The organism is Salmonella sp. 741265116_PST (genome assembly GCF_046567715.1).
Taxonomy (GTDB): Bacteria; Pseudomonadota; Gammaproteobacteria; order Enterobacterales; family Enterobacteriaceae; genus Salmonella; species Salmonella enterica.
In genome coordinates, this window is the sequence record NZ_JBKFPH010000002.1 from 219,141 (window position 1) to 245,078 (window position 25,938).

General features: G+C 52.2%; 26 protein-coding genes. 9 read left to right on the forward strand and 17 right to left on the reverse strand.

Annotated elements, in window-relative coordinates; translation table 11 throughout:
- Window positions 1-66: 66 nt before the first annotated feature.
- The 10 genes from osmV to ACLD11_RS02480 form a co-directional block, all read right to left on the reverse strand.
- Window positions 67-1,215, reverse strand: coding sequence for an osmoprotectant ABC transporter ATP-binding protein OsmV (gene osmV / locus ACLD11_RS02435; RefSeq protein ID WP_411014490.1), 1,149 nt, complete (start codon window positions 1,213-1,215; stop codon window positions 67-69).
- Window positions 1,215-1,862, reverse strand: coding sequence for an osmoprotectant ABC transporter permease OsmW (gene osmW / locus ACLD11_RS02440; protein ID WP_000379677.1), 648 nt, complete (start codon window positions 1,860-1,862; stop codon window positions 1,215-1,217). Before osmW ends, osmV begins: the two co-directional genes overlap by 1 nt.
- Before the next feature lie 9 nt (window positions 1,863-1,871).
- Window positions 1,872-2,774 carry an osmoprotectant ABC transporter substrate-binding protein OsmX gene (gene osmX / locus ACLD11_RS02445; protein ID WP_001211193.1) on the reverse strand — a complete coding sequence of 301 codons (903 nt, stop codon included), beginning with the start codon at window positions 2,772-2,774 and terminating at the stop codon, window positions 1,872-1,874.
- A 28-nt stretch (window positions 2,775-2,802) separates the two neighbouring features.
- The gene (gene osmY / locus ACLD11_RS02450; RefSeq protein WP_000557304.1) at window positions 2,803-3,513 is read right to left on the reverse strand and encodes an osmoprotectant ABC transporter permease OsmY; all 711 of its coding nucleotides are present in this window, start codon (window positions 3,511-3,513) and stop codon (window positions 2,803-2,805) included.
- Window positions 3,514-3,817: 304 nt separating this feature from the next.
- Window positions 3,818-4,432, reverse strand: a complete 615-nt coding sequence (dmsD, locus tag ACLD11_RS02455; protein ID WP_411014491.1) for a Tat proofreading chaperone DmsD — start codon at window positions 4,430-4,432, stop codon at window positions 3,818-3,820.
- A gap of 42 nt (window positions 4,433-4,474) precedes the next feature.
- Window positions 4,475-5,332, reverse strand: coding sequence for a dimethyl sulfoxide reductase anchor subunit family protein (locus tag ACLD11_RS02460; RefSeq protein WP_000534698.1), 858 nt, complete (start codon window positions 5,330-5,332; stop codon window positions 4,475-4,477).
- A 1-nt stretch (window position 5,333) separates the two neighbouring features.
- Window positions 5,334-5,951, reverse strand: a complete 618-nt coding sequence (gene dmsB, locus ACLD11_RS02465; RefSeq protein WP_000213066.1) for a dimethylsulfoxide reductase iron-sulfur subunit DmsB — start codon at window positions 5,949-5,951, stop codon at window positions 5,334-5,336.
- 10 nt (window positions 5,952-5,961) lie between these two features.
- Complete coding sequence (ynfF, locus tag ACLD11_RS02470) at window positions 5,962-8,397, reverse strand: selenate/tellurate reductase subunit YnfF (protein ID WP_411014492.1); 2,436 nt, start codon at window positions 8,395-8,397, stop codon at window positions 5,962-5,964.
- A gap of 98 nt (window positions 8,398-8,495) precedes the next feature.
- A complete protein-coding gene (gene ynfE, locus ACLD11_RS02475; RefSeq protein WP_411014493.1) occupies window positions 8,496-10,934 on the reverse strand; it encodes a selenate/tellurate reductase subunit YnfE in 2,439 nt (812 codons plus the stop codon).
- Between the two features lie 156 nt (window positions 10,935-11,090).
- Window positions 11,091-11,399, reverse strand: coding sequence for a DUF1161 domain-containing protein (locus ACLD11_RS02480; protein WP_000975516.1), 309 nt, complete (start codon window positions 11,397-11,399; stop codon window positions 11,091-11,093).
- Between the two features lie 103 nt (window positions 11,400-11,502).
- On the opposite strand from ACLD11_RS02480, the gene ACLD11_RS02485 reads away from it, so the two are divergent.
- Window positions 11,503-12,213: a YnfC family lipoprotein gene (locus ACLD11_RS02485; protein WP_411014494.1), complete on the forward strand. Its 711-nt coding sequence runs from the start codon at window positions 11,503-11,505 to the stop codon at window positions 12,211-12,213.
- Between the two features lie 40 nt (window positions 12,214-12,253).
- Here ACLD11_RS02485 and speG read toward each other — a convergent pair whose 3' ends face one another.
- Together speG and ACLD11_RS02495 are read right to left on the reverse strand one after the other, a co-directional pair.
- A complete protein-coding gene (gene speG, locus ACLD11_RS02490) occupies window positions 12,254-12,814 on the reverse strand; it encodes a spermidine N1-acetyltransferase (protein ID WP_000199997.1) in 561 nt (186 codons plus the stop codon).
- 35 nt (window positions 12,815-12,849) lie between these two features.
- On the reverse strand, window positions 12,850-13,191 hold the full coding sequence (locus ACLD11_RS02495; RefSeq protein WP_001066440.1) for a DUF1283 family protein: 342 nt from the start codon (window positions 13,189-13,191) through the stop codon (window positions 12,850-12,852).
- Window positions 13,192-13,343: 152 nt separating this feature from the next.
- Here ACLD11_RS02495 and ACLD11_RS02500 point away from each other — a divergent pair, with 152 nt between their 5' ends.
- The 5 genes from ACLD11_RS02500 (at window position 13,344) to ACLD11_RS02520 (ending at window position 19,079) form a co-directional block, all read left to right on the forward strand.
- Window positions 13,344-13,670 carry a YnfA family protein gene (locus tag ACLD11_RS02500; RefSeq protein WP_000921389.1) on the forward strand — a complete coding sequence of 109 codons (327 nt, stop codon included), beginning with the start codon at window positions 13,344-13,346 and terminating at the stop codon, window positions 13,668-13,670.
- A gap of 121 nt (window positions 13,671-13,791) precedes the next feature.
- A complete protein-coding gene (rspA, locus tag ACLD11_RS02505) occupies window positions 13,792-15,006 on the forward strand; it encodes a starvation-sensing protein RspA (RefSeq protein ID WP_115396055.1) in 1,215 nt (404 codons plus the stop codon).
- Between the two features lie 10 nt (window positions 15,007-15,016).
- The gene (locus ACLD11_RS02510) at window positions 15,017-16,036 is read left to right on the forward strand and encodes a Zn-dependent oxidoreductase (protein WP_411014495.1); all 1,020 of its coding nucleotides are present in this window, start codon (window positions 15,017-15,019) and stop codon (window positions 16,034-16,036) included.
- A 53-nt stretch (window positions 16,037-16,089) separates the two neighbouring features.
- Window positions 16,090-17,469, forward strand: coding sequence for an MFS transporter (locus ACLD11_RS02515; protein ID WP_183059147.1), 1,380 nt, complete (start codon window positions 16,090-16,092; stop codon window positions 17,467-17,469).
- A 143-nt stretch (window positions 17,470-17,612) separates the two neighbouring features.
- Window positions 17,613-19,079, forward strand: a complete 1,467-nt coding sequence (locus ACLD11_RS02520) for a mannitol dehydrogenase family protein (protein WP_411014496.1) — start codon at window positions 17,613-17,615, stop codon at window positions 19,077-19,079.
- Between the two features lie 66 nt (window positions 19,080-19,145).
- Here the strand turns inward: ACLD11_RS02520 and ydfZ are convergent, their stop codons facing one another.
- The 3 genes from ydfZ to ydfG all read right to left on the reverse strand — a co-directional run bounded on the left by ydfZ (window position 19,146) and on the right by ydfG (window position 21,092).
- A complete protein-coding gene (gene ydfZ / locus ACLD11_RS02525; protein ID WP_000989267.1) occupies window positions 19,146-19,349 on the reverse strand; it encodes a putative selenium delivery protein YdfZ in 204 nt (67 codons plus the stop codon).
- A gap of 180 nt (window positions 19,350-19,529) precedes the next feature.
- Window positions 19,530-20,216 (reverse strand): GntR family transcriptional regulator, encoded by a 687-nt coding sequence (locus ACLD11_RS02530; RefSeq protein WP_000215563.1) that lies wholly within the window; start codon window positions 20,214-20,216, stop codon window positions 19,530-19,532.
- A gap of 129 nt (window positions 20,217-20,345) precedes the next feature.
- Entirely contained in the window at window positions 20,346-21,092 is a 747-nt protein-coding gene (ydfG, locus tag ACLD11_RS02535; protein ID WP_000636564.1) for a bifunctional NADP-dependent 3-hydroxy acid dehydrogenase/3-hydroxypropionate dehydrogenase YdfG, read from the reverse strand.
- A gap of 138 nt (window positions 21,093-21,230) precedes the next feature.
- Between ydfG and dcp the strand changes: the two genes are divergently transcribed.
- Together dcp and ACLD11_RS02545 are read left to right on the forward strand one after the other, a co-directional pair.
- Window positions 21,231-23,273 carry a peptidyl-dipeptidase Dcp gene (gene dcp / locus ACLD11_RS02540; protein ID WP_411014497.1) on the forward strand — a complete coding sequence of 681 codons (2,043 nt, stop codon included), beginning with the start codon at window positions 21,231-21,233 and terminating at the stop codon, window positions 23,271-23,273.
- 478 nt (window positions 23,274-23,751) lie between these two features.
- Window positions 23,752-23,934 (forward strand): general stress protein, encoded by a 183-nt coding sequence (locus tag ACLD11_RS02545; protein ID WP_000807642.1) that lies wholly within the window; start codon window positions 23,752-23,754, stop codon window positions 23,932-23,934.
- A gap of 118 nt (window positions 23,935-24,052) precedes the next feature.
- On the opposite strand, the gene ACLD11_RS02550 is transcribed toward ACLD11_RS02545, so the two are convergent.
- Complete coding sequence (locus ACLD11_RS02550; RefSeq protein ID WP_411014498.1) at window positions 24,053-24,580, reverse strand: 2-oxo-tetronate isomerase; 528 nt, start codon at window positions 24,578-24,580, stop codon at window positions 24,053-24,055.
- A 383-nt stretch (window positions 24,581-24,963) separates the two neighbouring features.
- Here ACLD11_RS02550 and ACLD11_RS02555 point away from each other — a divergent pair, with 383 nt between their 5' ends.
- Entirely contained in the window at window positions 24,964-25,356 is a 393-nt protein-coding gene (locus tag ACLD11_RS02555; RefSeq protein ID WP_000776348.1) for a YdeI family stress tolerance OB fold protein, read from the forward strand.
- A 346-nt stretch (window positions 25,357-25,702) separates the two neighbouring features.
- Here ACLD11_RS02555 and mgtS read toward each other — a convergent pair whose 3' ends face one another.
- Window positions 25,703-25,798: a protein MgtS gene (gene mgtS, locus ACLD11_RS02560; RefSeq protein ID WP_000901531.1), complete on the reverse strand. Its 96-nt coding sequence runs from the start codon at window positions 25,796-25,798 to the stop codon at window positions 25,703-25,705.
- Between the last annotated feature and the right edge of the window lie 140 nt (window positions 25,799-25,938).

The following is a 25,938-nucleotide window of genomic DNA, read 5'->3' on the forward strand; positions in this document are numbered from 1 at the left end:
TGTGCGATATAATATTGCATACAATAATGATATTGCCGGATAGCGAGAGGCCATCCGGCGGCAGCGTTAGCTGCTTTCGTGAATATTTAGCGCCCGACGCGTGCGGCCTGAGCTGAGATAGTCGGCGATGTAATCCTGAGAGATTTCACCGTTATAGCGTCCGTCTTCATCAACGATCGGCATCCAGCTAGTATTACTTTCGTACAATCTGGACAGCACAATACGCAGGTTATCTTCCGCTTTGCCCGTAATACGGAAAGGATGGGTGATATCGGCGCAGGTTCCACTGGCGTTCCGCGCTTCCCGTCGCTTCACAAATCCCAGTGGCTTACCGTCGTTGTCAATGACGGTAATGGCGCGAATATCGTGATCATCCATAATGCCGAACGCCTCGCTTAACGGCGTGGAAGGCCGCGCGGTAATGGTTGGCTGTTGGTCGGTAACATCGCCTGCGGAGACCAGTAGCAAACGCTTTAACGTTCTGTCCTGACCGACAAACGACCCGACAAACTCGTTAGCCGGTTTGGCCAGCAGTTCATCAGGACTGGCGCACTGTACAATTCGTCCCTGACGGAACACGGCGATACGGTCGCCGAGCTTTAGCGCTTCGTCGATATCATGGCTGACCAGCATCACGGTCTTTTTTAGCTTACGCTGCATATCCAGAAACTGGTTCTGGATCACTTCGCGGTTAATGGGGTCCACCGCGCCGAAGGGCTCATCCATCAGCAGTACCGGCGGATCGGCGGCCAGAGCGCGGATCACGCCAATACGCTGTTGCTGTCCCCCGGACATCTCCTTTGGATAGCGATGCAGAAATTTTCTGGCATCCAGCGCCACCATGTCCATCAACTCTTCGGCGCGTTGCTTGCAGTGTGCTTTGTCCCAACCCAACATGCGCGGCACAACGGTAATATTTTCTTCAATCGTCATATTAGGAAACAGGCCGATCTGTTGGATAACATACCCAATATTGCGGCGTAGCGTTACCGTATCCATATCGTTGGTATTCTCGCCGTTGATAAGAATATTACCGCTGCTGGGCGCGATCAGCCGGTTGATCATCTTTAACGTGGTGGTTTTGCCGCAGCCGGAGGGACCGAGTAAGACGCACATTTCGCCTTCCGGCACGTTCAGGTTGACGTTGTCGACGGCTTTTAGCGGCTGACCCTTTTTCTGTACAAATTGTTTGGTGAGATTTTCCAGTTTTATCATTATCGTATCCCCTTAGGTGTCAGTACGACTTGCAGACGATGCAACAGCCAGTCAAGCACAATCGCCAGTAGACAGATCATCAGCGCGCCGGCAATTAACATGCGAATATCGCTGCCGCTAATGCCGTTTAACAGTAGCAGCCCCAGACCGCCAGCGCCGATCACCGCGGCAATCGCCATCACGCCGATATTCATCACTACCGCGGTGCGGATACCCCCGAAAATAACCGGTAGGGCCATTGGGATTTCGACCCAGCGCAGCCGTTGCCAGAAAGTCATACCGATGCCGCGTCCCGCTTCACGCAGACCGGGCGGCAAACTATCAAGCGCAGTATGGGTATTACGGACAATCGGCAGTAAAGAGTAGAGAAAAACAGCCGTCACGGCGGGCAGAACGCCAATACCATGCCCGATTAGCGAAAAGAGCGGGATCATTAACCCAAACAGCGCGATAGACGGAATGGTAAGAAGTAGCGTAGCTGCGCCCAATACCGGCGTTGCCAGCCATTTGTGGCGTACAATCAAAACGCCTAACGGTACGCCGATGATAATCGCCAGACCGACGGCCAGCGCGACCAGCCAGAGATGCTGAAAGGTAAGGCTGGCGAGATAGCCTGCGTTATCCAGCATATAATGTATCGTATCCATAGGCGCTCCTTACAGCAGACCTTTGTCCTGCAAAAATTGATGGGCTACCTGTTGCGGCGTGCGATGCTCGATATCGACTTGGGCGTTTAGGGTCGATATCACATCGTTATTGAGCAGGCCGGAAAGGGTGTTTAAGGCGTCATCAAGGCCAGGATTGGCTTCCAGCACCTCTTTACGCACCACAGGCGTGACAGCGTAACTTGGGAAGAAGCCTTTATCGTCTTCCAGCACTTTCAGATCAAACCCTTTCACCCGTCCGTCGGTGGTATAGACCAGCCCGGCGTCAACCAGCCCATCCCGAACGGCGTTATAGACCAGCCCTGGGTCCATCTGTCGTATTTGCGGGCGATCGAGCTGCATCTGGTAGGCTTGCTGAAGGGGCTTCATCCCGTCGCTGCGCCCGGCAAATTCCAGATCGAGGCCGAGCATCCAGTTGTGGTCAGGATCGTTCTGCCGGACCTGTTCGATTTTTGCCACCATTTGCGAGATGGTGGTGATATTTTCCGACTCGGCGCGTTTGCGCTGCATCGCGAACGCGTAAGTATTGTTCATGTCAGCCGGTTTGAGCCATACCAGGCCCAGCTTCGCATCCAGGCGTTTTACCGTGTCGTAGGTTTCCTGTGGACTCATGCGCTTATCGATACGGTTGAAAATAATCAGCGATGTACCGGTGTATTCCCAGGTAATATCAATTTGTTTATTCACCATCGCATTGCGTGAAATCACCGCGGCGATATTGGTTTGCGGCTGAACCTGAAAGCCTTTCTTCTGCAAATACTGAACGGTCATAGCGGAAAGAATATGCTGCTCGGTAAAGCTTTTGGTGGCGAGAACCAGCGGCGCGGCCTGCGTCTGGCTACTGAACAACAGCGTTGCGGCAAGCCATCCTAACAGGTGTTTTTTGAATCTCATTTAACGCTCCTTATTGTTATTTATGCGTTCAGACGGTATGAGGGCTAAGGCGTCGCCCAAACCAGGCAAGCAGAGTGTCAAGAATCAGCGCGAATAACGCCGTGGCCGTTGCGCCGAGGATCAACGTCGGAAAATCGTTGAGATAAATTCCCGGGAAAATCAGCTCGCCGTAGCTGCTGGCGCCAATCAGAAAGGCCAGCGGCGCGGTGCCGACATTGATGGCGGTCGCGATGCGAATACCGGACAGCATCACTGGCCACGCATTAGGTAGCTCTACCTGGCGAAGTCGCTGCCATTTTGTCATCCCAATCCCGTTCGCCGCTTCAATCAGTGAGGCGGGAACGGAACAGAGGCCCGCATAGGTATTGCGGACGATAGGCAGAAGGGAGGCCAGAAATAGCGCGACAATGGCGGGCGTATCGCCGATCCCGATAATCACCATCGCTAAGGCCAGGACGGCCAGCGGCGGCAAGGTATTACCAACATTAAAGATTTGCATGACATATTCAGCAAATCCCTTTGCCGCAGGACGGCTGAGTAAAATCCCACTCGGGATACCGACCAGTAAAGCAAAAAACATGGACGTAAAGACCAGCATCAAATGCCGTTGTCCGAGATACAGCAGATCGACCTGACGCGCTTTCAGCGTCTCCAGACCGATTCCCCAGATAAACAGCGCCAGTAACAGCAGAATGACGATAGTGAACCCAAGTACGCGTTTTAGGGTGAGGGTGTGCATTGCGGTGTGTCTCCCTGTTTGCATGTGTTATGGCGACGTTAAGAGTCGCGTGTTGTTATGCCATGTTTCGGCAGGGTGCTTTGAGCTATAGCAACAGGTCGGGAAGGATTCCAGCGGAGCGTGATGTTTAACACTGTTAAACATCTATTAACAATTATGTTTTGCCCTTATGCGGCTTAGCGTGAACATTCACGATAAAGAATTATCTTAAAAATAGAAGCGTTGTGTGACGTTGTCACTTTTGGTAGATAAAAATAGGCCGCAATGGGAGAAAAGGCAGGTAAAATCCTGCCTTTTGTGAGGATTAACGGAATAACGGTTTTACAGCGACGGGAATAATGAGTTGAGCTTGCCATTGCGCCAGCGTCAGACGCGCCAGTTGCCCCAACGCCTGATAAAACGGATGCCCGGCATGATCGATAAATACGTCCAGAAAGCGGGACGACCACGGAAACAGATGCCAAGCCAGGAGTTGTTCGCATTCATGATGACGATCATTCTCGGCAAGCCAGGCCGCCAGCAGCAACAGCGACCCAAAATGATCTTCTGGCTCGTTTTGCTGCATTTCAAATTGAATTCCGTTTTCGCGCATCCACTGACGTAGCGCCAGCGTAGAATCGCCAAATAATACGCTCTCACGATCCAGCCAGACGGAACCCCACGGCGGAGACGGCAGAGCGTAAGGGCCGATAAACAGACGCTGCCAGGCCTGTGGCAACGACTCTTTGCTATGGGTCTTAAACATAGCCGCCACAGGCGCAAGCGCCTCGGCATCAAGCGGCCACTGCGCCTGCCAGTCGTCGGTTAATAGCGCCTGGACCAGAGGAGCGGTTTCGTGGCTTTCCGGCGAATAATAAAACAACGCGCCAAGAACACGCGCCGTTACTGAAAAATCATCACGTTGTAAAAAAGTGGTCATTCAAACAATCCCGAAAGGTGCGGGTCGCCCCGCACGCATAAATTAACCTGCGACGGCCATACCTACGGTCATATGCAGGCCATAAAAAAGTCCGCGGCCAATAATTTCGCCTGCCAGCACCAGCACGACACCGAGCAGCAAACCAACGGTATGCGGTTCGCGGCGACGGATTAGCGGACATAGCCAGCAGCCTAATCCGGCAGCAAGCAAGACAATGCGCCAGACCTGTAGCATACCGTAATCCGGTGCGAGATGGCTGGCCTGTTGCACGGAACTGTGAATGGTTGAGAGAGACAGTCCTTGTAGTACGATGACCGCCACGCACACCACCAACGCCAGGCCGCTAATACTGGCAAACGTCACGCTGCAAAATGGGACGCGCGCGATGCGTAGCAGTAGCGCCGCAAACACCGGGCCGCACAGGAATGCCGTGAGGAAAAAGGCCAGCGTGGTGTAGCCATTATACCAGGTTGGCACGGTATCTATCTGATAAACGAGCGTCATTGCCCAGATGAATGCAACGCCGAGCGCCATACTGACCAGCAGCCACACTTTACCCAGCGCTGGGGGCATTTTACCGAGTACCGCCACCAGCCACCAGATGCCGCCTACGGCAAAGAACACCGATCCTGCGGCGATTTCATTACTCAGTGCGGAAGCGCCTACGCGGTTAAGCGAGTTAAACGCGCGCATCGGCGAGCCGAGATGCATAATCGACGCGAGGAATCCCAGTCCCATCACCAGCCACAGAAAAAACATGCTGCGCACGATGCGCTGACGGGCGATGGTATCGTCTTTTGCCGTCAGCCAGCCCAGTCCGCTAACGATTAACGCGCCGACCACGCACTGACCAAAGACCGTGAAGATCATCAACGGCCATTCATGCCATCCACTTCCCATCTTATACCTCCTTCGGATTGGCCAGATAACCGGTAGTGTCCCCGGTCGGGCGGCTGTTGGCGTTGGGTTTAATCACAATATTCGGCTTCGTGAAATGCGCGCGCGGCAACGGCGCGACGGCAGCCAGATCACCGTGTTTTTTACGCAGTTCGTCTATCGGGCCAAAATCCAGCGCCCGCAGCGGGCAGGATTCCACGCAAATCGGTTTCTTGCCTTCCGCCACCCGGTCATAACAGCCGTCGCACTTAGTCATATGACCTTTGGCCGCGTTGTACTGCGGCGCGCCGTACGGGCAGGCCATGTGGCAGTAGCGGCAGCCGATACAGACCTCTTCGTTCACCACCACAAAACCGTCATCGCGCTTGTGCATCGCGCCGCTCGGGCAGACTTTGGTACAGGCCGGGTCTTCGCAGTGGTTGCATGAAATGGAGAGATAATAGGCAAAGACGTTCTGGTGCCAGACACCGTTATCTTCCTGCCAGTCACCGCCTGCATACTCATAAATGCGGCGGAAGCTGACATCCGGGGTCAAATCTTTGTAGTCCTTGCAGGCCAGTTCGCAGGTTTTGCAACCGGTGCAACGACTGGAATCAATAAAAAATCCATACTGGGTTGTCATCGGTTACTCCTTACGCCTTTTCAACCTGAACAAGATTACTGTGTGACGGATTACCTTTCGCCAGTGGGGAAGGCCGGTGCGACGTCAGAATGTTAATGGAGCCGCCGCGATCGACTTTGTCGCCAAACATGTCGGCATTTAACCAGGCGCCCTGGCCGATAGCGGTGACGCCAGGCAATATGCGCGGCGTGACTTTTGCCAGAATGAGCATCTCTCCATTCTGGTTAAAGACCCGCACGGTGTCGCCATGCTGAATGCCGCGCGCTTGCGCATCAATCGGGTTGATCCAGATCTCCTGCGGACACGCCTGTTGCAGGACGTCGATATTGCCGTAGCTGGAGTGGGTACGCGCTTTATAGTGGAAGCCGGTTAGCTGTAGCGGGTAGCGCTGACGAAGCGGATCGTCCCAACCGTCAAAGCCTGGCGTATAGGCGGGTAAAGGATGGATAATCTCATCTTTCTTCAGCTCCCACGTGTTGGCGAGGGTTGCCAGACGCTCGGAATAGATTTCGATTTTACCGGACGGCGTTTTCAGTGGGTTGGCGGCAGGGTCTTCGCGGAATGAGCGGAAAGCGACGTAGTGCTCCTCCGGGCATTTTTTCTTGAAAATCCCTGTCTGTTTCATCTCTTCGTAATCCGGCATTTCCGGGTTACGCGCTTTGGTTTTTGCGTGCAGGTATTTGACCCACTCATGCTGCGTGCGGCCTTCTGTGAAGGTCTGGTATACGTCCGGACCAAGCCGTTTAGCCACTTCACTGAGCGTCCAGTAAATGGGCTTTCTTTCAAATTTCGGCGAGGTGGCGGGCTGACCAAGAATGACATAGCCCATATTGCCTGCGGATTCGTGGGAAATCAGATCTTCCTGCTCGGTCGGCATTAAATCAGGCAGCAGAATGTCGCAATATTTTGCCGACGCGGTCATAAAGTGCTCGATGCCGACGATCATTTCACATTTACTATCGTCCTGAAGCACCTCGTGGGTGTGGGCGATATCGCCATGCTGATTGATCAGCGTATTACTGGCGTAGCACCACAAAAATTTGATCGGCACGTCGAGCTTGTCTTTTCCCCGCACGCCGTCGCGTGTGGCGGTCATTTCCGCGCCATGATCGATAGCGTCGGTCCAGGTAAAGACCGAAATCTGGGTTTTTACCGGGTTCTCAAGCATAGAAAACCATTCGACGCCCAGATCCCAGGTGCCTTCGCGCACGCCGGAATTACCGCCATTTATGCCGACGTTACCGGTGAGTACAGACAACATGGCGATTGCGCGTGCGGTCTGCTCCCCGTTAGAGTGGCGTTGCGGTCCCCAGCCCTGGCAAATGTAAGCCGGTTTCGCCGAGCCGATTTCCCGCGCCAGTTGAATGATTTTTTCCGCCGGAATACTGGTAATCTGCGCGGCCCATTGCGGCGTTTTGGCGATACCGTCGTCGCCCTGACCCAAAATATAGGCTTTATAGTGCGCGTTACGCGGGGCCGAGGCGGGCAGAGTGGTTTCGTCGTAGCCGATGCAGTATTTATCCAAAAACGGTTTATCAATAAGATCTTCGGTAATCAGCACCCAGCCGATTGCCGCCGCCAGCGCGCCATCGGTACCTGGGCGAATCGGCAGCCACTCGTCTTCGCGGCCGGCGGCAGTGTCGTTATAACGCGGGTCAATCACGATCATCCGGGCGTTGGAGCGTTCGCGCGCCTGTTCGACATAGTATGTCACGCCGCCGCCGCTCATACGTGTTTCCGCGGGGTTATTGCCAAACATCACCACCAGTTTTGTATTGGCGATATCATCCGGACTATTGCCGTCGTTGCCGCCAAACATATAGCTCATGGCCGCGCTGATTTGGGCGGTGCTGTAGCTACCGTAACGGCTGAGATAGCCGCCGCAGGCGTTCATCAGGCGATACGGTACGTTAGAATTGGTAATATTGCCGCCGTCCACGCCGGTACCGTAAAGGACATGTACCGCTTCGTTGCCGTAATCCTTGAGGATACGTTTCAGGTTATCGCCGATGGTATCCAACGCTTCATCCCAACTGATACGTTCGAATTTGCCTTCTCCTCGTTTACCAACGCGTTTCATCGGATATTTCAGGCGATCTGGATGATTCATCCGGCGACGAATAGAGCGACCACGCAGGCAGGCACGTACCTGATGGTTGCCATATTCATCGTTGCCCGTGGTATCCGACTCAACCCAATATACGGTGTCATCTTTTACGTGCAGGCGCAGCAGGCAGCGGCTGCCGCAGTTAACGGTACATGAACTCCAGACCGCTTTTTCTGCCACATTGCCAGATGCGAAGTCTGCTGCGGCGTGGGCGATGCGGGAGAACGGAAGGGTGAAAGCGCTACTGGCAAGCGCAAGGCTACCGATAGCGGAGGTTTTCACCAGGCTTCGTCGGCTGATACTGGCCGCCATTAATGCCTCAGGGTTGGTGATTTTCATAACAGCTCACTATGCTCATCCAAAAAAGAGTTTTAAATGTCGTTGTGTTCGCAAAACGGGGAGCTCCGGGCGCGTAAAAACGTCCCGGAGCAGGCGGCTTAGATTTTTTCGATTTCCACCAGATTTGTATGTTGAGGATTCCCTTTTGCCAGGGGGGAAGGACGCAGCGTCGTGAGCGTATTGATGCAGGCGCCGTGGTCAATTTTATCGCCAGCCATATCCGCATTATGCCATGCGCCCTGACCCATCGCGCTGACGCCCGGCAGAATACGCGGCGTGACTTTGGCGGGTAGACGCACCTCTCCACGATCGTTAAAGACGCGAACCCTATCGCCATTCGCGATACCGCGTTTTTGCGCATCAAGCGGATTTATCCACACCTCCTGGCGACAGGCGGCCTGCAGAACATCAATATTGCCGTAGCTTGAATGGGTACGGGATTTATAGTGAAAGCCAAACAGCTGTAGCGGGAAGGTGCTCCGTTTCGGATCGTCCCATCCTTCAAAAGTAGGGGTATAAATCGGCAGTGGGCTTATCACGTCGCCTTCCGCCAGCTCCCAGGTACTGGCGATGTGAGCGAGTTTGCTTGAGTAGATTTCGATTTTACCGGACGGCGTTTTTAACGGATTGGCCTGCGGATCTTCACGAAATTTTTTATAGGCGACAAAATGGCCGTTGGGATCTTTACGTTTATAGATGCCCATTTTTTTTAGATCGTCATACGCGGGCAATGCCGGATCTCTTGCCTGCATTTTGGCGTACAGATATTGCAGCCATTGCGCCTGTGTACGGCCTTCGGTAAACCGCTGATACACATCGTCGCCGAGGCGTCTGGCGATTTCGCTGAGTACCCAGTAGATGGGCTTGCGCTCGAACTTAGGCGTCGTCGCCGGTTGGATAAAAATCAGATATCCCATATTGCCGGCGTAATCATTGGGGATGATATCCTCCTGTTCGACGGTCATGAGATCCGGCAGTAAAATATCGGCGTACTTCGCGGAAGAGGTCATAAAATTGTCGATGACCACAATCATTTCGCATTTCGTTTCATCCTGAAGAATTTCATGGGTTTTATTAATATCCGAATGCTGATTAATCAGGGTGTTGCCAGCGTAGTTCCATAGAAATTTGATCGGGACATCCAGCTTATCTTTGCCACGTACGCCGTCGCGCAGGGCGGTCATTTCCGGGCCGCGCGCAATGGCGTCCGTCCAGCTAAAGCAGGAGATGGCGGTTTTAACGGGATTCTCCAGGACCGGCAGACGTTCAATGGTAATGGTGTAAGTGGATTCGCGTGCGCCGCTATTACCGCCATGAATGCCGACGTTGCCGGTCAGAATCGGTAACATGGCGATGGCGCGAGCGGTTTGTTCGCCGTTCGCCTGACGCTGCGGGCCCCAACCCTGACAGATGTAGGCCGGCTTGACGCTACCTATCTCGCGCGCCAGTTTGATAATCCGATCGGCGGGGATGCCGGTAATATGCGATGCCCACTGCGGCGTTTTGGCGATACCGTCCTCGCCCTGGCCCAAAATATAAGCCTTATAATGGCCATTGGGGGGCGCGTCAGCCGGAAGGGTCTTTTCATCGTAGCCGATGCAATAGTTGTCGAGAAAAGGCTGGTCAACGAGATTTTCGTTAATCAATACCCAGGCAATTCCCGCCACCAGCGCGGCGTCGGTGCCGGGGCGAATCGGTATCCACTCGTCTTCACGTCCGGCAGCGGTATCGGTATAGCGCGGATCTATCACGATCATGCGCGCATTTGAGCGTTCACGCGCTTGCTCCAGAAACCAGGTAATGCCGCCGCCGCTCATGCGTGTTTCAGCCGGATTATTGCCGAACATGACCACCAGTTTACTGTTTTCGATATCAGACGTGCTGTTGCCGTCGTTGGAGCCATAGGTGTAGGGCATGGCGCAAGAAATTTGCGCGGTACTGTATGAGCCGTATTGATTCAACGAACCGCCGTAGCAGTTCATCAAGCGCTTCACCGGCGAGGCGGCAGGCGACGAGCGGGTTATGTTGCCGCCTACGATGCCAGATGAATAGTGGATATAGACGGCTTCATTGCCGTAGGTCTCTACGGTCTTTTTCAGGCTGGCGCTAATGGTGTCCAGAGCTTCCTGCCAGCTAATGCGTTCAAATTTGCCTTCGCCGCGGCGGCCAACGCGTTTCATGGGATAGTTAAGGCGATCCGGATGGTTAATGCGCCGACGGATTGAACGGCCCCGCAGACAGGCGCGAACCTGATGATTGCCGTAGACATCGTCGCCAGTGTTATCAGTTTCAACCCACCAGACTTCATTATCTTTTACATGCAGACGCAGGGCGCAGCGACTGCCGCAGTTGACCGAACAGGCGCCCCAGACGATTTTATCTTCTTCGTTGCGCATGGCCTGCTGCACCGCCGCGGCCGCGGTACGCATCCCAAACGGTAAAGATACGCCTCCGGCAGCCAGCGCCAGTGTGCCAAGCGCCGCTGATTTCACTAACGTCCTGCGGCTAACGCCTGTTTGTTGCTTTTCTCCGGGCATCACTCACTCCATTGTCGTTATTGTTTCGCTATATATTGATAACTATAACGAAATTATTAACATGCTAATGATGTAATGAGTTTACCCCTTTGGGAGTAAGGATTATTAATCCATGTCAAAGAGCGTTACCCTCCGGACCCGGAGGGCAGGAGGAAGTTATTGCGGTTCGGCGGATGAACCGTCCTGAGCGGGAGAGGTATTGGCTGGCGCATTGCCGCTGCTGGTGCGGGTATAAAGAATTTTATGCGTGTCGTTCGCGCAATGGCCCACCACCTGTGAGTCCGGCTGATCGGCCTGGTCGTTAGGAACGATAGTGAGCGTAAAATTATCCGCCGGCACGCCGTTATTGATGATACGTTGTTCAATATCGCTTTTTACTCTCTCGCACGATCCCGGTGCCGCCATCACCAGCGAGGGGGCGCTAACTAACGCCAGAGCGGCTATTGCAGTTGCGATTTTCATCATGAACTCCTGTGATTAATGACGATGTTCTAAGCTTAGCATTTTTCGTGTAAATAACTGTATTTGCTAATATGATGATAAATATCTTTTCATCCTGGTGACACGCGTGAAGAAACCCCTTTTACTGACGTTATTGTGCATGATACTGGCAGGTTGTGATAATCCGAAATCCCCTGAGGCTTTTACGCCGGAAATGGCCAGTTTTTCGAACGAATTTGATTTTGATCCATTACGTGGTCCGGTAAAGGATTTCAGCCAGACATTGATGAGTGAGAATGGTGAAGTGGCGAAGCAGGTCACCGGTACGCTTTCACAGGAAGGCTGTTTTGATACGCTTGAGTTACACGATCTGGAGAATAACACGGGGCTGGCGCTCGTGCTGGATGCCAATTATTACCGGGATGCTCAGACGCTGAAAAAAAAGGTGCAGTTACAGGGGAAGTGTCAGCTGGCGGCGTTGCCTTCGGCGGGCGTGACCTGGGAGACGGACGACAACGGTTTTGTGGTATCGGCGACGGGCAAAGAGATGAAAGTCGAGTACCGCTATGATAGCGAAGGCTATCCGCTAGGTAAGACAACGATAAACTCGCAGAATACGCTCTCTGTGACGGCACAACCCTCCGCGGACCCCCGTAAAAAACTGGATTACACGGCAGTCAGCCGGGTGGATGATCGACAGGTCGGCAACGTCACACAGAGCTGCGAATATGATGCGTACGCGAACCCTGTTGACTGCCGGCTTGTTATCGTCGATGAGAGCGTTAAGCCGGCAGTGTCCCACCATTACACCATTAAAAATCGTATCGATTACTACTAAACCGGGCGCGGTGCGACCCTCCGTGACTACCGCGCCGCGTTTACTGCGCGGTGGGTTTCAGGAGCGTAGAACCGGACGTTTTATGTTCATCCAGATACTGCTGCTGGAAGATACACATGCGGATGGTGTTACGGTATTCGCCGTTAATGAAGAACTCATGAATCAGCTCGCCTTCTACTCTAAACCCGAGTTTACGGTAGATGTGAATCGCTTTTTCATTCTCTTTATCGACGATCAAATACAATTTATACAGATTGAGTACGGTAAATCCGTAATCCATCGCCAGTTTGGCCGCGCGTGACGCCAGGCCTTTTCCCTGGTACTCCGGCGAGATAATAATCTGAAATTCCGCCCGCCGATGCACATGGTTAATTTCCACCAGTTCTACCAGCCCGGCGTTTTCACCGTCACATTCGACGACAAAGCGCCGTTCGCTTTGGTCATGGATGTGTTTGTCGTAGAGATCCGACAGTTCGACAAAAGCCTCATATGGCTCTTCAAACCAGTAACGCATAACGCTGGCATTATTATCAAGCTGGTGGACAAATCGTAAATCTTCACGCTCAAGCGGGCGCAGCCTGACCTTGTAGTCACTTGTCATACTGTATCCTTACACTTCCTTTTAGTTATCCTGCATCAGGGCGTAATAACGCGACCTGTACGACGATCCAGACACCGCAGCGTATTGGGTTCCCAATAGGCGTTGATGTTGGCGCTTTGCTCGCATTTATCGCGGTTATCAAAGGCGGCATCGGCTTTGTCCCACTCTTTTTCTGCGCGGGTATTCACTTTCTGACGCAGACTGCGAGTGTCGTTCCATTGTTCCTTTTCCATCGCCGCTTCCTGACGACTTTGTGCGCTATCTCCCGATTCAATCACCAGTTTACTGGTTTCAGCGAATGCGGAAGTAGTATATACAACGGCCGCCAACGTAAGCATTGCCGTCAGGCACAGGCGTTTGCTCAGCGTATTGTTCATCACAACATCCTTTCATTAGAGGGGAAAAAGCGGTAAACCACCTGTAAATTCTACACCAATCCTTATGCCTGGCATATACACAAGAATGGCCGGATAACCGTAACGATATTCTGTTGTATTATCACTTATCATTTCGTAACCAAATGAATCTCATGCTAAAGACGACTCTGCTTTTCTTTGTCACCGCCCTCTGTGAAATCATTGGATGTTTTCTTCCCTGGCTATGGCTTAAGCGCGGCGCCAGCGTGTGGTGGCTTCTGCCCGCCGCCGCGTCACTTGCGTTATTCGTCTGGCTTTTGACCTTGCATCCGGCGGCGAGTGGGCGGGTTTATGCGGCTTACGGTGGGGTATATGTCTGTACTGCGCTCCTGTGGTTACGTGTTGTCGATGGCGTCCGGCTCACGGTTTATGACTGGTGCGGCGCGCTGATCGCGCTGTGTGGAATGCTGATTATCGTCGTCGGATGGGGACGTACGTAACATTGCCGCGCGACCAGAACATTTTGTGATCTGGCAGCGCTTTTTACATTAATATACTTGTATGGTAGTAGCTCAGTTGGGTAAATTTCCTGCATCCCATAATGCGATGTAAGGAATAAACATGAAGATTGTAGGGGCTGAAGTTTTTGTTACGTGTCCAGGGCGTAACTTCGTCACCTTAAAGATAACCACGGAAGACGGGATCACCGGTCTGGGGGATGCCACCCTGAACGGACGCGAGCTCCCGGTGGCCTCGTACCTTACCGATCACCTGTGCCCACAGCTCATCGGGCGGGATGCTCGCCGCATCGAAGATATCTGGCAGTTCTTCTACAAAGGCGCGTACTGGCGCCGTGGCCCTGTCACCATGTCCGCCATTTCCGCGGTTGATATGGCGCTATGGGATATTAAAGCCAAAGCCGCCAATATGCCGTTGTATCAGTTACTCGGCGGCGCTTCGCGTGAAGGCGTCATGGTGTATTGCCATACCACAGGCCACACCATCGACGATGTGCTGGAAGACTACGCGCGTCATAAAGAGCAAGGGTTCAAAGCAATCCGCGTGCAGTGCGGCGTTCCGGGGATGAAAACCACCTACGGCATGGCGAAAGGCAAGGGGCTGGCCTATGAGCCCGCGACAAAAGGCCAGTGGCCGGAAGAACAATTGTGGTCAACGGAAAAGTATCTCGATTTTACGCCAAAGCTGTTTGACGCCGTGCGTAATACGTTCGGTTTTAATGAACATCTTCTGCACGATATGCATCACCGGCTGACACCTATTGAGGCTGCCCGCTTTGGCAAATGTATTGAAGACTATCGTTTGTTCTGGATGGAAGATCCGACGCCGGCTGAAAATCAGGCGTGCTTCCGCCTCATCCGCCAGCATACGGTCACGCCGATTGCGGTAGGCGAAGTCTTTAACAGTATCTGGGATTGCAAACAGCTCATTGAAGAGCAATTGATTGACTATATCCGCACCACGATTACCCATGCCGGTGGTATTACCGGCATGCGCCGCATTGCCGATTTTGCCTCGCTCTACCAGGTGCGTACCGGTTCGCATGGGCCGTCCGATCTGTCGCCGGTTTGTATGGCCGCGGCATTACATTTCGACCTGTGGGTGCCTAACTTTGGCGTGCAGGAGTATATGGGCTACTCCGAACAGATGCTGGAGGTTTTCCCGCATAACTGGACGTTCGAGGGCGGCTATATGCATCCGGGCGACAAGCCAGGACTGGGCATTGAGTTCGATGAAAAACTGGCGGCGAAATATCCGTACGATCCAGCCTATTTGCCGGTGGCCCGCCTGGAAGACGGCACACTGTGGAACTGGTAAGGAGCGAAGAATGAAAAGCATCGTAATCGAAAAACCGAATACATTAATTATCGAAACGCGCGCGCTTCCGCAGCCTGCGCCGGGTGAAGTTCGTATTAAAGTGAAACTGGCGGGTATCTGCGGTTCCGACAGTCATATTTATCGGGGACATAATCCCTTTGCAAAATATCCCCGTGTCATAGGCCATGAATTTTTCGGTGTCATCGACGCGGTAGGCGACAACGTCAATCGTGACCGGATAGGAGAACGGGTATCCGTCGATCCGGTGATCAGTTGCGGGCATTGTTACCCTTGTTCAGTCGGTAAACCCAATGTGTGTACCTCGCTGGTGGTGCTGGGCGTGCATCGTGACGGCGGTTTCAGCGAGTATGCGGTGGCGCCGGCCCGTAATGCTCATCGCATACCGGACAACATCGCAGATCATCACGCCGTCATGGTTGAGCCGTTTACCATTGCGGCAAATGTGACGGGGCAGGTGAATCCGACCGAGCAGGACGTGGCGCTTATCTATGGCGCAGGCCCGATGGGACTGACGACCGTACAGGCGCTGAAGGGGGTTTATCAGGTTAAAACGGTCATCGTCGTTGATCGCATTGAAGAGCGTTTAGCGATGGCGAAGCAGAGCGGCGCTGACTGGACCCTTAATAATGGTCAACATTCACTGGCGGAATTTCTACAGCAGAAGGCGCTAAAACCGACCTTGATTGTCGATGCTGCCTGTCATCCCGCTATCCTGCAAGAGGCGATTACCCTTGCATCGCCTGCGGCACGCATTGTCCTGATGGGATTTTCCAGCGACCCGTGTGAGATTGTACAGCAGGGTATTACCGGAAAAGAGCTGGCTATTTATTCATCGCGTCTTAATGCCAATAAATTCCCGGTCGTGATTGACTGGCTGAATAAAGGGCTTATTGATCCGGATAAGCTGATAACGCATACATTTGATTATCAACATGTCACTGATGCGATTGAGCTTTTCGAGAAAGACCAGCGTCAATGCTGCAAAGTCTTACTCACGTTTGCGAAATAATATAAATAATTGCGAGTAAGTAGTACGCATCTTACCTCTTAGAGATTGCCTATATGACACAAATAAAGCATGAACGATCGACTCAGGATTTAGTGCGCGCTGCCGTATCTGGCTGGTTAGGCACCGCGCTTGAATTTATGGATTTTCAGTTATATTCGCTAGGCGCGGCTCTGGTCTTCCATGAAATATTTTTCCCGGAACAGTCTGCCGCGATGGCGCTTATTCTGGCAATGGGCACCTATGGTGCAGGTTATATAGCCAGAATTATCGGCGCCTTTGTTTTTGGCAAAATGGGCGACCGGGTCGGAAGAAAAAAAGTATTGTTTATTACCATCACCATGATGGGGATCTGTACCACGCTGATTGGCGTACTGCCGACGTATGCGCAAATCGGCATTTTTGCGCCAGTATTACTGGTGACATTGCGCATTATACAGGGGCTGGGTGCCGGGGCGGAAATTTCCGGGGCAGGTACTATGCTGGCCGAGTATGCGCCGAAAGGAAAGCGTGGCATCATTTCCTCGCTGGTCGCGATGGGCACCAACTGCGGTACATTAAGCGCAACGGCGATCTGGGCGGTGATGTTCTTTGCGCTTGACCGCGAACAACTGGTCGCCTGGGGATGGCGTATTCCTTTCCTGGCGAGCGTCGTTGTCATGATATTTGCGATCTGGCTGCGAATGAATCTGAAAGAAAGCCCGGTATTCGAAAAAGTAAGCGAAGGCGAAAAATCGCCAGCGTTAACGCCTGCGTCAGAAAATACATTGGGCGCGATGTTTACCAGCAAATCTTTCTGGCTGGCCACCGGTTTACGTTTTGGGCAGGCGGGGAACTCCGGGCTTATTCAAACCTTCCTTGCCGGATATTTAGTTCAGACGTTATTATTTAACAAATCTATCCCAACCGATGCGTTAATGATAAGTTCTGTAATTGGTTTTATCACTATCCCACTCTTGGGGTGGTTGTCCGATAAATACGGTCGTCGGCTGCCGTATATAATATTGAATATCTCCGCGATTATTCTCGCCTGGCCGATGCTGTCTATTGTGGTAGATAAAACGTATAGCCCTGGCGTTATTATGGCAGCGCTCATTGTTATTCATAACTTTGCCGTGCTGGGATTATTTGCGCTGGAAAACATCACCATGGCGGAAATTTTCGGATCGCGTAATCGCTTCACCCGGATGGCGATTTCAAAAGAAGCAGGGGGGCTGGTGGCGGTTGGCTTTGGCCCCGTCCTCGCAGGGATCTTTTGTAACATGACCGATTCCTGGCTGCCCATCTTAATTATGCTGGTGCTCTACTCGTGTATTGGTCTGATTTCTGCGCTGTTGATGCCGGAGGTCAGAGATCGCGACCTGAGTTTGCCTGAGGATGCGGCGGAAGCGACAGCGGCAGAGAAGTTACGCCACTCCGTAACCCAGACGAGTTAAATCGTGTCGACGGTATGGCCGGAACGCTAATGCGGTTTCGGCCATGCTGTCAGGTCACTTTTATGTCATTAGCGTAAATCCAAATGTACCAGGGCAGGCGTTACTCTGCGACTGTTCCGCTTTCAGAATATAGAGGTTATAAAATGCAAAACAGGCTTTTATCGGCAAAGGCGACGCTTCCTGATTACGATCGTGCGGCGCTGGCAGCGCGGATGGTCCATCTCGGTTTTGGCGCGTTTCATCGCGCGCATCAGGGGGTTTATACAGATATTCTGGCTGCGGAGCAGCATAGCGACTGGGGTTATTATGAGGTTAACCTTATTGGCGGCGAACAGCAGATTGCCGATCTAAAGCAGCAGGATAACCTCTATACCGTGGCGGAGATGTCGGCGGAAACCTGGACGGCGCGTGTGGTGGGCGTCGTCAAAGCGGCGTTGCATGTTCAGGTTGATGGTCTGGAACGTGTGCTGGCGGCGATGTGCGAACCGCAAATAGCGATTGTGTCTCTGACCATTACCGAGAAAGGGTATTGTCATTCGCCAGCCACGGGCCAACTTCTGCTGGAACATCCCATGATTGCCGCCGACCTGCAAAATCCGCATCAACCGCTAACGGCACCGGGTATTATTGTCGAAGCGTTAGCGCGTCGTAAAGCCGCAGGCTTACCGGCATTTACCGTGATGTCCTGCGATAACATGCCGGAAAATGGGCATGTGACGCGTCAGGTTGTGACGGCTTACGCCCGGGAGGTGGATGCGGAACTGGCGATATGGATCGAGCAAAACGTGACATTTCCGTCAACCATGGTTGACCGGATTGTCCCTGCGGTCACGCCGGAGACGCTGGATAAAATCGAACAACTGACCGGCGTGCGCGATCCGGCGGGCGTCGCCTGTGAGCCGTTTCGTCAGTGGGTGATAGAAGATACGTTTGTGGCGGGTCGTCCGCAGTGGGAAAACGCGGGCGCGACGTTGGTCGCCGACGTGATTCCGTTTGAAGAGATGAAACTGCGAATGCTTAACGGCAGTCATTCTTTCCTGGCTTATCTGGGGTATCTTGCCGGCTATCAGCATATTAATGACTGCATGGATGACGACAACTATCGTCTGACCGCGCAAGCGTTAATGTTACGCGAGCAGGCTCCAACGCTGAAAGTCCAGGGGGTAGATTTACAGCGTTATGCCGATCAGTTGATTGCGCGTTACCGTAATCCGGCGCTGCGTCATCGTACCTGGCAGATTGCGATGGATGGCAGCCAGAAACTTCCGCAGCGTATGCTGGACTCCGTTCGCTGGCATCTTGCTAATCATAGCGATTTTGATTTGCTGGCGCTGGGCGTGGCGGGGTGGATGCGTTACGTTGGCGGCGTGGATGAGCAGGGCAAGGCCATCGACATTAGCGATCCGCTATTGCCAGTTATTCAGCGCGCCGTGGCAAACAGTGAAGAAGGCGCCAGTCGTGTTAAGGCGCTGCTGGGAATGGCTGAAATTTTCGGCAACGATTTGCCGCAGGCGGCGCGGTTTACGCAAAAAGTGCAAGAAGCCTATGACAGTTTACTGAGATATGGCGCGAAAGCGAGCGTGGCGAAATATGCCGAGCGGTTGAAATAGCGCAACAGAGACCCGGTAGCATTATGCTACCGGGAAGGCCGGGGCGGTTCTTAGCGGCCAGTGGTATCAGTTCATACCAAGACGAATCAGTTCGACCGGCGCGAATTTACCTTCACAACCTTCGACAATCACCGTTTTGCCGCGGCGAATTTGACCTGCATCCAGACCTTCGCTCTCAATGGCTTTGATAATCCCGGTATGGCCCGTGCCGCTGATCATGACCCGGCTACCGGTAGTGATTGCGTTACGGTTACGATCGTATGTCATCATGGTGTTTTCTCCTTTCAAACTTACTGCCAAAGCCCGCAGGTTTCCCCGCATGACGGGCGACATATAAATACGCTTATCGTTACGGATTTTTTTTGTTTTTGATCAAGCTCACGGCTTTTTAGGCGGGAATGTGCAGGGTGAGAAAGCGGAGAAGGCGTCTCACCCCGACGTTAAAGGGAGTTACTCTTCGCTAAACCAGCCGCTGTTTTCCTGACGGATAAGCTGAACGGATTCGCTAATTTCCTGCAAATGCTGGGTCATTGCGCTCTCAACCGCATTGCCGTCACGATTTTCCAGCGCGGAGAAAATATCATGGTGCTGGCGCAACAACATCTCCGGCGGAGAAACATGATCCAGACTCATATAGCGAACCCGGTCGATTGTCGCTTTGATATTTTCAATGGTATCCCACGCTAACTGGCAATCGGCGATCTGCGCCAGCTTTTGGTGGAAATCGTCATCAAGCTGGAAAAAATCATCAATCTGTTTGCGCTCGATGGCAATATGTTGCAGGTGCAGGTTTTGCGCCAGTTGATAGCACTGGTTGTCGGTGATCATCGCCGCCGCACGGCGGACCACCGCGCATTCGATAGCCTGCCGAACAAAGCAGCCATTCTGTACCTGAGAAAGCGAAATCTTATTCACATAACTACCGCGCTGAGGGCGGATCTGAATCAACCCATTTTCCGCCAGCTTTATAAAAGCCTCGCGTACCGGTTGACGCGAAACGTTAAAACGGGTTGAGACCTCTTTTTCTGATAGCGGTGTGCCAGGCGGGATCAGACAATGCACGATATCACGCCGAAGAATACGGTAAATTTGCTGGTTGACAGGCTGTGTAGGGTTAAGCTGCGTTTCGACGGTCATTCATTCTTACTTTTTAGGCGGTTGACCCGGATACTCTACCACTTTTCCGTGGTGGTCTATACCGATCATGTTCTTGGTTGCAGATACGTTTGCCAGGGATTACCCGGCCCGCAGACCGGGTATAACCCCTTAGCTACGGTGGACGCTGAGCCCTGCGAAGGATTGGGTAACAGGCATCATTTCAACGGTATTAATATTCACATGCGCGGGGAGTGTGGCCACCCACCATACCGCTTCGGTAATGTCTTCTGGCGTGAGCGCGGTGGTATTTTCGTAGGTTTTACCCGCTTTCTCATCGTCGCCTTTGAAACGGACGCTGGAAAACTCGGTACCGCCAACCAGACCCGGTTCAATGTCGGTCACGCGAACCGCCGTGCCGTGTAAATCCGTGCGCAAATTCAGGCTAAACTGGCGCACAAAGGCTTTCGTCGCGCCATAGACATTGCCACCAGCATAAGGCCAACTGCCGGCGGTCGAACCGATGTTAATGATATGACCGCGATTACGTTCGACCATTCCTGGCAGCACGGCGCGGGTCATATAAATTAAGCCTTTATTATTAGTATCGATCATAGTTTCCCAGTCTTCTACGCTGGCTTTATGCGCTGGTTCAAGACCCAGCGCCAGACCGGCGTTATTGACCAGCACATCAATATCGCGCCACTGCGCAGGCAGAGAGGCCATCATCTCTTCGATGGCCGCGCGGTTGCGCACGTCCAGTTGGGCGGTCAATACGTTCTCGCCAAGCTCATCTTTTAACGCTTGCAGGCGTTCATGACGACGTCCCGTGGCAATGACTTTATGTCCATTCTCAACAAAACGGCGTGCAATGCACTCGCCAAACCCTGCAGTTGCTCCAGTTACTAAAACGATCATCACACAGTTCCTCAACGCTTTTTGTGTTGTATTACCATAGCACGCGGCGTTTATGAAAGGGTAATCCTGGTTAACACGGTTGCGGTCAGCATAGGGGGAAGCTTACTCTTATGATCAACCTATTTTCAGGAGTGAAAAATGTCGACGAATCCTTTGTTAGACCAGAGTATGTTGCCCTATCAGGCACCGCGTTTTGATCGGATCAAAGATTGCCATTATCGTCCTGCTTTTGATGAGGGCGTGCGGCAAAAACGCGTGGAAATCGAGGCCATCGTCAATCATCCGGCGGCCCCTGACTTTACGAATACGCTTCTGGCGCTGGAGCAAAGCGGGGCGCTTCTGTCACGCGTCACCAGCGTTTTTTTCGCGATGACGGCCGCGCACACTAACGATGAACTCCAGCGGTTGGATGAGGCCTTTTCTGCCGAGCTGGCGGCGCTCTCCAACGATATTTATCTGAATAGCGCGTTATTCGCTCGCGTGGATGCCGTCTGGCAACAGCGTCACTCACTGGGGCTGGATGATGAGTCGCTACGGTTGGTCGATGTGATCCATCAGCGTTTTGTGTTGGCAGGCGCGCAGCTTGCCGAAGAGGATAAAGCGCGACTGAAGGTATTGAATACTGAATCCGCGACCTTAATGAGTCAGTTTAATCAGCGTCTGCTGGCGGCAAGTAAAGCGGGCGGGCTGGCGGTCGATGACGCGCATTGCCTGGCAGGATTAAGCCCGGAAGAAATGACCGTCGCTGCTGAAGCGGCGCGTGAAAAAGGCCTGGAGGAGCGCTGGTTCATTCCGCTCCTTAATACGACGCAACAGCCTGCGCTTGCTACGCTGCGCGATCGCCAGACCCGCGAAAATTTATTCGCAGCGTCATGGACTCGGGCGGAAAAAGGAGATGCCCACGATACCCGCGCTATCGTTCAGCGTCTGGTAGAGATTCGTCGCTGTCAGGCAAAACTGCTGGGTTTCCCCAATTATGCCGCATGGAAAATGGCCGATCAGATGGCGAAAACGCCGCAAGCCGCACTGAGCTTTATGCGTGGCATTGTGCCGCCAGCGCGTCAGCGTGTACTCAATGAACAGGCGGAAATTCAGAACGTCATTGATGGTGAGCAGGGCGGCTACACCGTTCAGGCCTGGGACTGGATGTTCTATGCCGAACAGGTACGGCGGGAAAAATATGCGTTAGATGAAGCGCAACTGAAGCCCTATTTTGCCTTAAATACGGTGTTGCAAGAGGGGGTTTTCTGGACCGCCAACCAGCTATTCGGCATCACCTTCGTCGAGCGTTTTGACATTCCGGTGTACCACCCTGATGTTCGGGTGTGGGAGATTTTCGACTCCAATGGTGTCGGCATGGCGTTATTTTATGGCGACTTCTTCGCGCGGGACTCGAAAAGCGGCGGCGCGTGGATGGGGAATTTTGTCGAGCAATCCACACTCAATGAAACCCGGCCCGTTATATACAATGTTTGTAACTATCAGAAACCTGTTGATGGGCAGCCTGCATTACTGCTTTGGGACGACGTTATTACGCTCTTCCATGAGTTTGGTCATACGTTACATGGTTTGTTTGCCGTCCAGCGTTATGCCACGCTTTCAGGTACCAATACGCCCCGCGACTTTGTCGAGTTTCCCTCCCAGATTAATGAGCATTGGGCGAGCCATCCACGTGTGTTCGAACGCTACGCGCGTCATGTCGACAGCGGTGAAAAAATGCCTGCTGATTTACAGGAAAGAATGCGCAAGGCGAGTTTATTTAATAAAGGTTACGATATGACTGAATTGCTCGGCGCCGCATTGCTGGATATGCGCTGGCATATGCTGGAGGAGAGCGTAGCAGAGCAGTCTGTCGCTGAGTTCGAGCAGCAGGCGCTGGCCGCCGAGCATCTTGATTTACCGGCAGTGCCGCCCCGCTATCGCAGCAGTTATTTTGCCCATATCTTCGGCGGCGGCTACGCAGCGGGATACTACGCCTACCTGTGGACGCAAATGTTAGCGGATGACGGTTATCAATGGTTTGTAGAGCAGGGCGGCCTGACGCGTGAAAACGGGCAGCGTTTTCGTGATGCTATCCTTTCCCGGGGGAATAGTACTGATTTAGAAACGCTTTATTCAGCCTGGCGTGGACATGAACCGCATATTGACCCCATGTTGCAATATCGTGGGCTCGATCACTAAGAGCCTATCCCATTAGGGCTATTTTACTTGCCATTTTGGACCTGGGCAGTGCTCGCCAAAACGCGTTAGCGTTTTGAACGCCGCTAGCGGCGGCCCGAAGGGCGAGCGTAGCGAGTCAAACCTCACGTACTACGTGTACGCTCCGGTTTTAGCGCGCTGTCCGTGCCCAAACTGGCTGCGCCAATAACGCCTGGTGGGATAGGCTCTAAGCTGATACGGTTGTTCAGCATTGTTGAACAACCGCCTGAAAATGAATCCTGCACTTATTTTACCGTGGTGGCTTGATTGCCAAATATTTATTACCGTTTCGCTATTAATATTTTCAAAAAAATATATTTTCCGCCATGCGACGGCATTATGTAAATAATGCAGAAATGAATTTGACACTGCGCACAAGGCGACTAAATTTAGAACTGTATCACATGATATGAGAAGGCATATCATATTTAAAACGCAACATTATCATGAGGATTATATTATGGCAGAACATCGCGGCGGTTCCGGTAACTTTGCAGAAGATAAAGAAAAAGCCTCAGAAGCAGGTCGTAAAGGCGGCCAGCATAGCGGTGGGAACTTTAAAAACGACCCACAGCGTGCATCTGAAGCGGGTAAAAAAGGTGGCCAGAATAGCCACAGTGGCGGACGGAAATCCGGCAATTAATTTTACTCCTGATATTTCTTGAATATATTCTGAAATATTGCGCATACGATGCGGGCCATAGGCTCGCATTTTTTATTCTGACCGGGAGTTATTCTTGCTGGTCAGATGAAATTATTGTTTATGCTTTCTTCGTTAACAGAAAAAGCAATTCAGCGAGGGCGAAGCGTACACATTTTTCTAATACTTCCTGACAATCTCCGTTGAAATGTTGTCGGCTTGTAAAAGCCGTATTGTTAATATTCCAGGCAAACCAAACGGTGCCCGCCGGCGTGCCATCTTCGCCGCCTTCCGGCCCGCCATAGCCGCTGATCGCTATGCTGATATTGACCTCAGCCTGATCCTTAGCGCCCTGTGCCATTTCAGTAACGACCGCTTCGCTGACGGCGGTATGTTCGGCAAGACTGTGGCGTTGTACGCGTAAAATTTTTGCTTTGGCTTCATCAGTAAAGGTGACATAGCCTACACCGTAAAATGAGGGCGTATCTTCTGCTGCGCATAATGCTGAAGCCAGTTTCCCGCCAGTGCAGGATTCTGCAGTGGTCAGACGGAGTTTCTGGTTAACCAGTAAATCACCAAGTTTTTTTGTCAGGCTATCGACGGATTCGGCTTCATCAAGGGTGACAATATCGTGCTGTTCTAATCTCATCGTTTATTTTTCCGTTACCAGAGACAAAAGAAATCTGTTCGTTCTTTTCAAGTATGGCATATTTATTTTATGACATTGTCAGTGAATGATTATTCTCCTGCGGCGATAACTGTCATTGATTATGCGTAAGGCCGTTATCCTCAAAAAATAAAGCCGATTATTCTGAATTGCTATCCAGACGTTGATGCATATGACTTCAGCTATGTGGCAAGTTAACTATTACGCCGTTACGCTTTCGCGCTCACCGGCGCTGATATCGGTTGCATATTAATCCGGATGGGTTGATTTTATTGCTTAATATTCTGCGGGTAAATTCATGTTTGTAAAAACTAAAAATAGCGGCCAGACTTAATACGTCAAATAGACGTTATTAAGGAGAGAGCATGAAACTACAGGTGGCTGCATTTTTAAGTTTTCTGATAATGCCTTACGCGCTAGCGGATGATCAAGGGGGATTAAAAAAAGACGTGGCACCGCCGCCGCCTCATGCTATTGAGGATGGTTATCGCGGTACGGATGATGCAGAAAAAATGACCATCGAACAGGCGAAAACCCTGCATGATGGCGCGACCGTTTCGCTGCGCGGCAACCTTATTGATCATAAAGGCGACGATCGCTATGTATTTCGTGATAAATCCGGCGAGATTAACGTGATAATTCCTTCCGCCGTATTTGATGGACGGGAAGTTCAGCCGGATCAAATGATCAACATTAACGGTAGTCTGGACAAGAAAGCGAAGGAACCGCTTGTTCGCGTGAACCGGCTGCAAAAATAACGCGCGCTAACCGGCAATCTCCAGGTCAGCCATACAGGGTACGCGGCTGGCCTGATACCATGAGTCTTGTAAAAACGCCTGGGGGACAAAAGGTCCCATAATGTCTTATTCAGGCCTGGTTGCGTATCGTTTAAGCTTCATTGATATTGACGGTGCTACAGTCATTAGCGATCCGTTATCCTCGCAAGAATTTGCCCGGTAGCGTATAAGCAAAACACAAATCTATCCATGCAAGCATTTACCGCTGGTGAACCGGCGGTTTTTTTTGCCTGCCATCCAGACAAAAGCGGCCCCTTGTGCAACGATGCAGCAAGGGGCCGGCTCTGCGAGGGATTATCTCCGTTCATTAATCATCCCATTTGTGACTGAACCAGGCGGCCAGAAATCCGGAAAATAAAATAATTCCTAATACAACGATAAAAAGGTTAATACTGCCTAACATCTCGTTTCTCCTTATTTTAGCGTGCATCCTCTTTTTTAAAAAACCTCGTACAGACTATAGTACTAATTTATACTTAAGCAAAGTCTGAATTGCGTATTTATTTTACTGGAAGGGTAAAGCATTAGAATATTTTCGTCAGT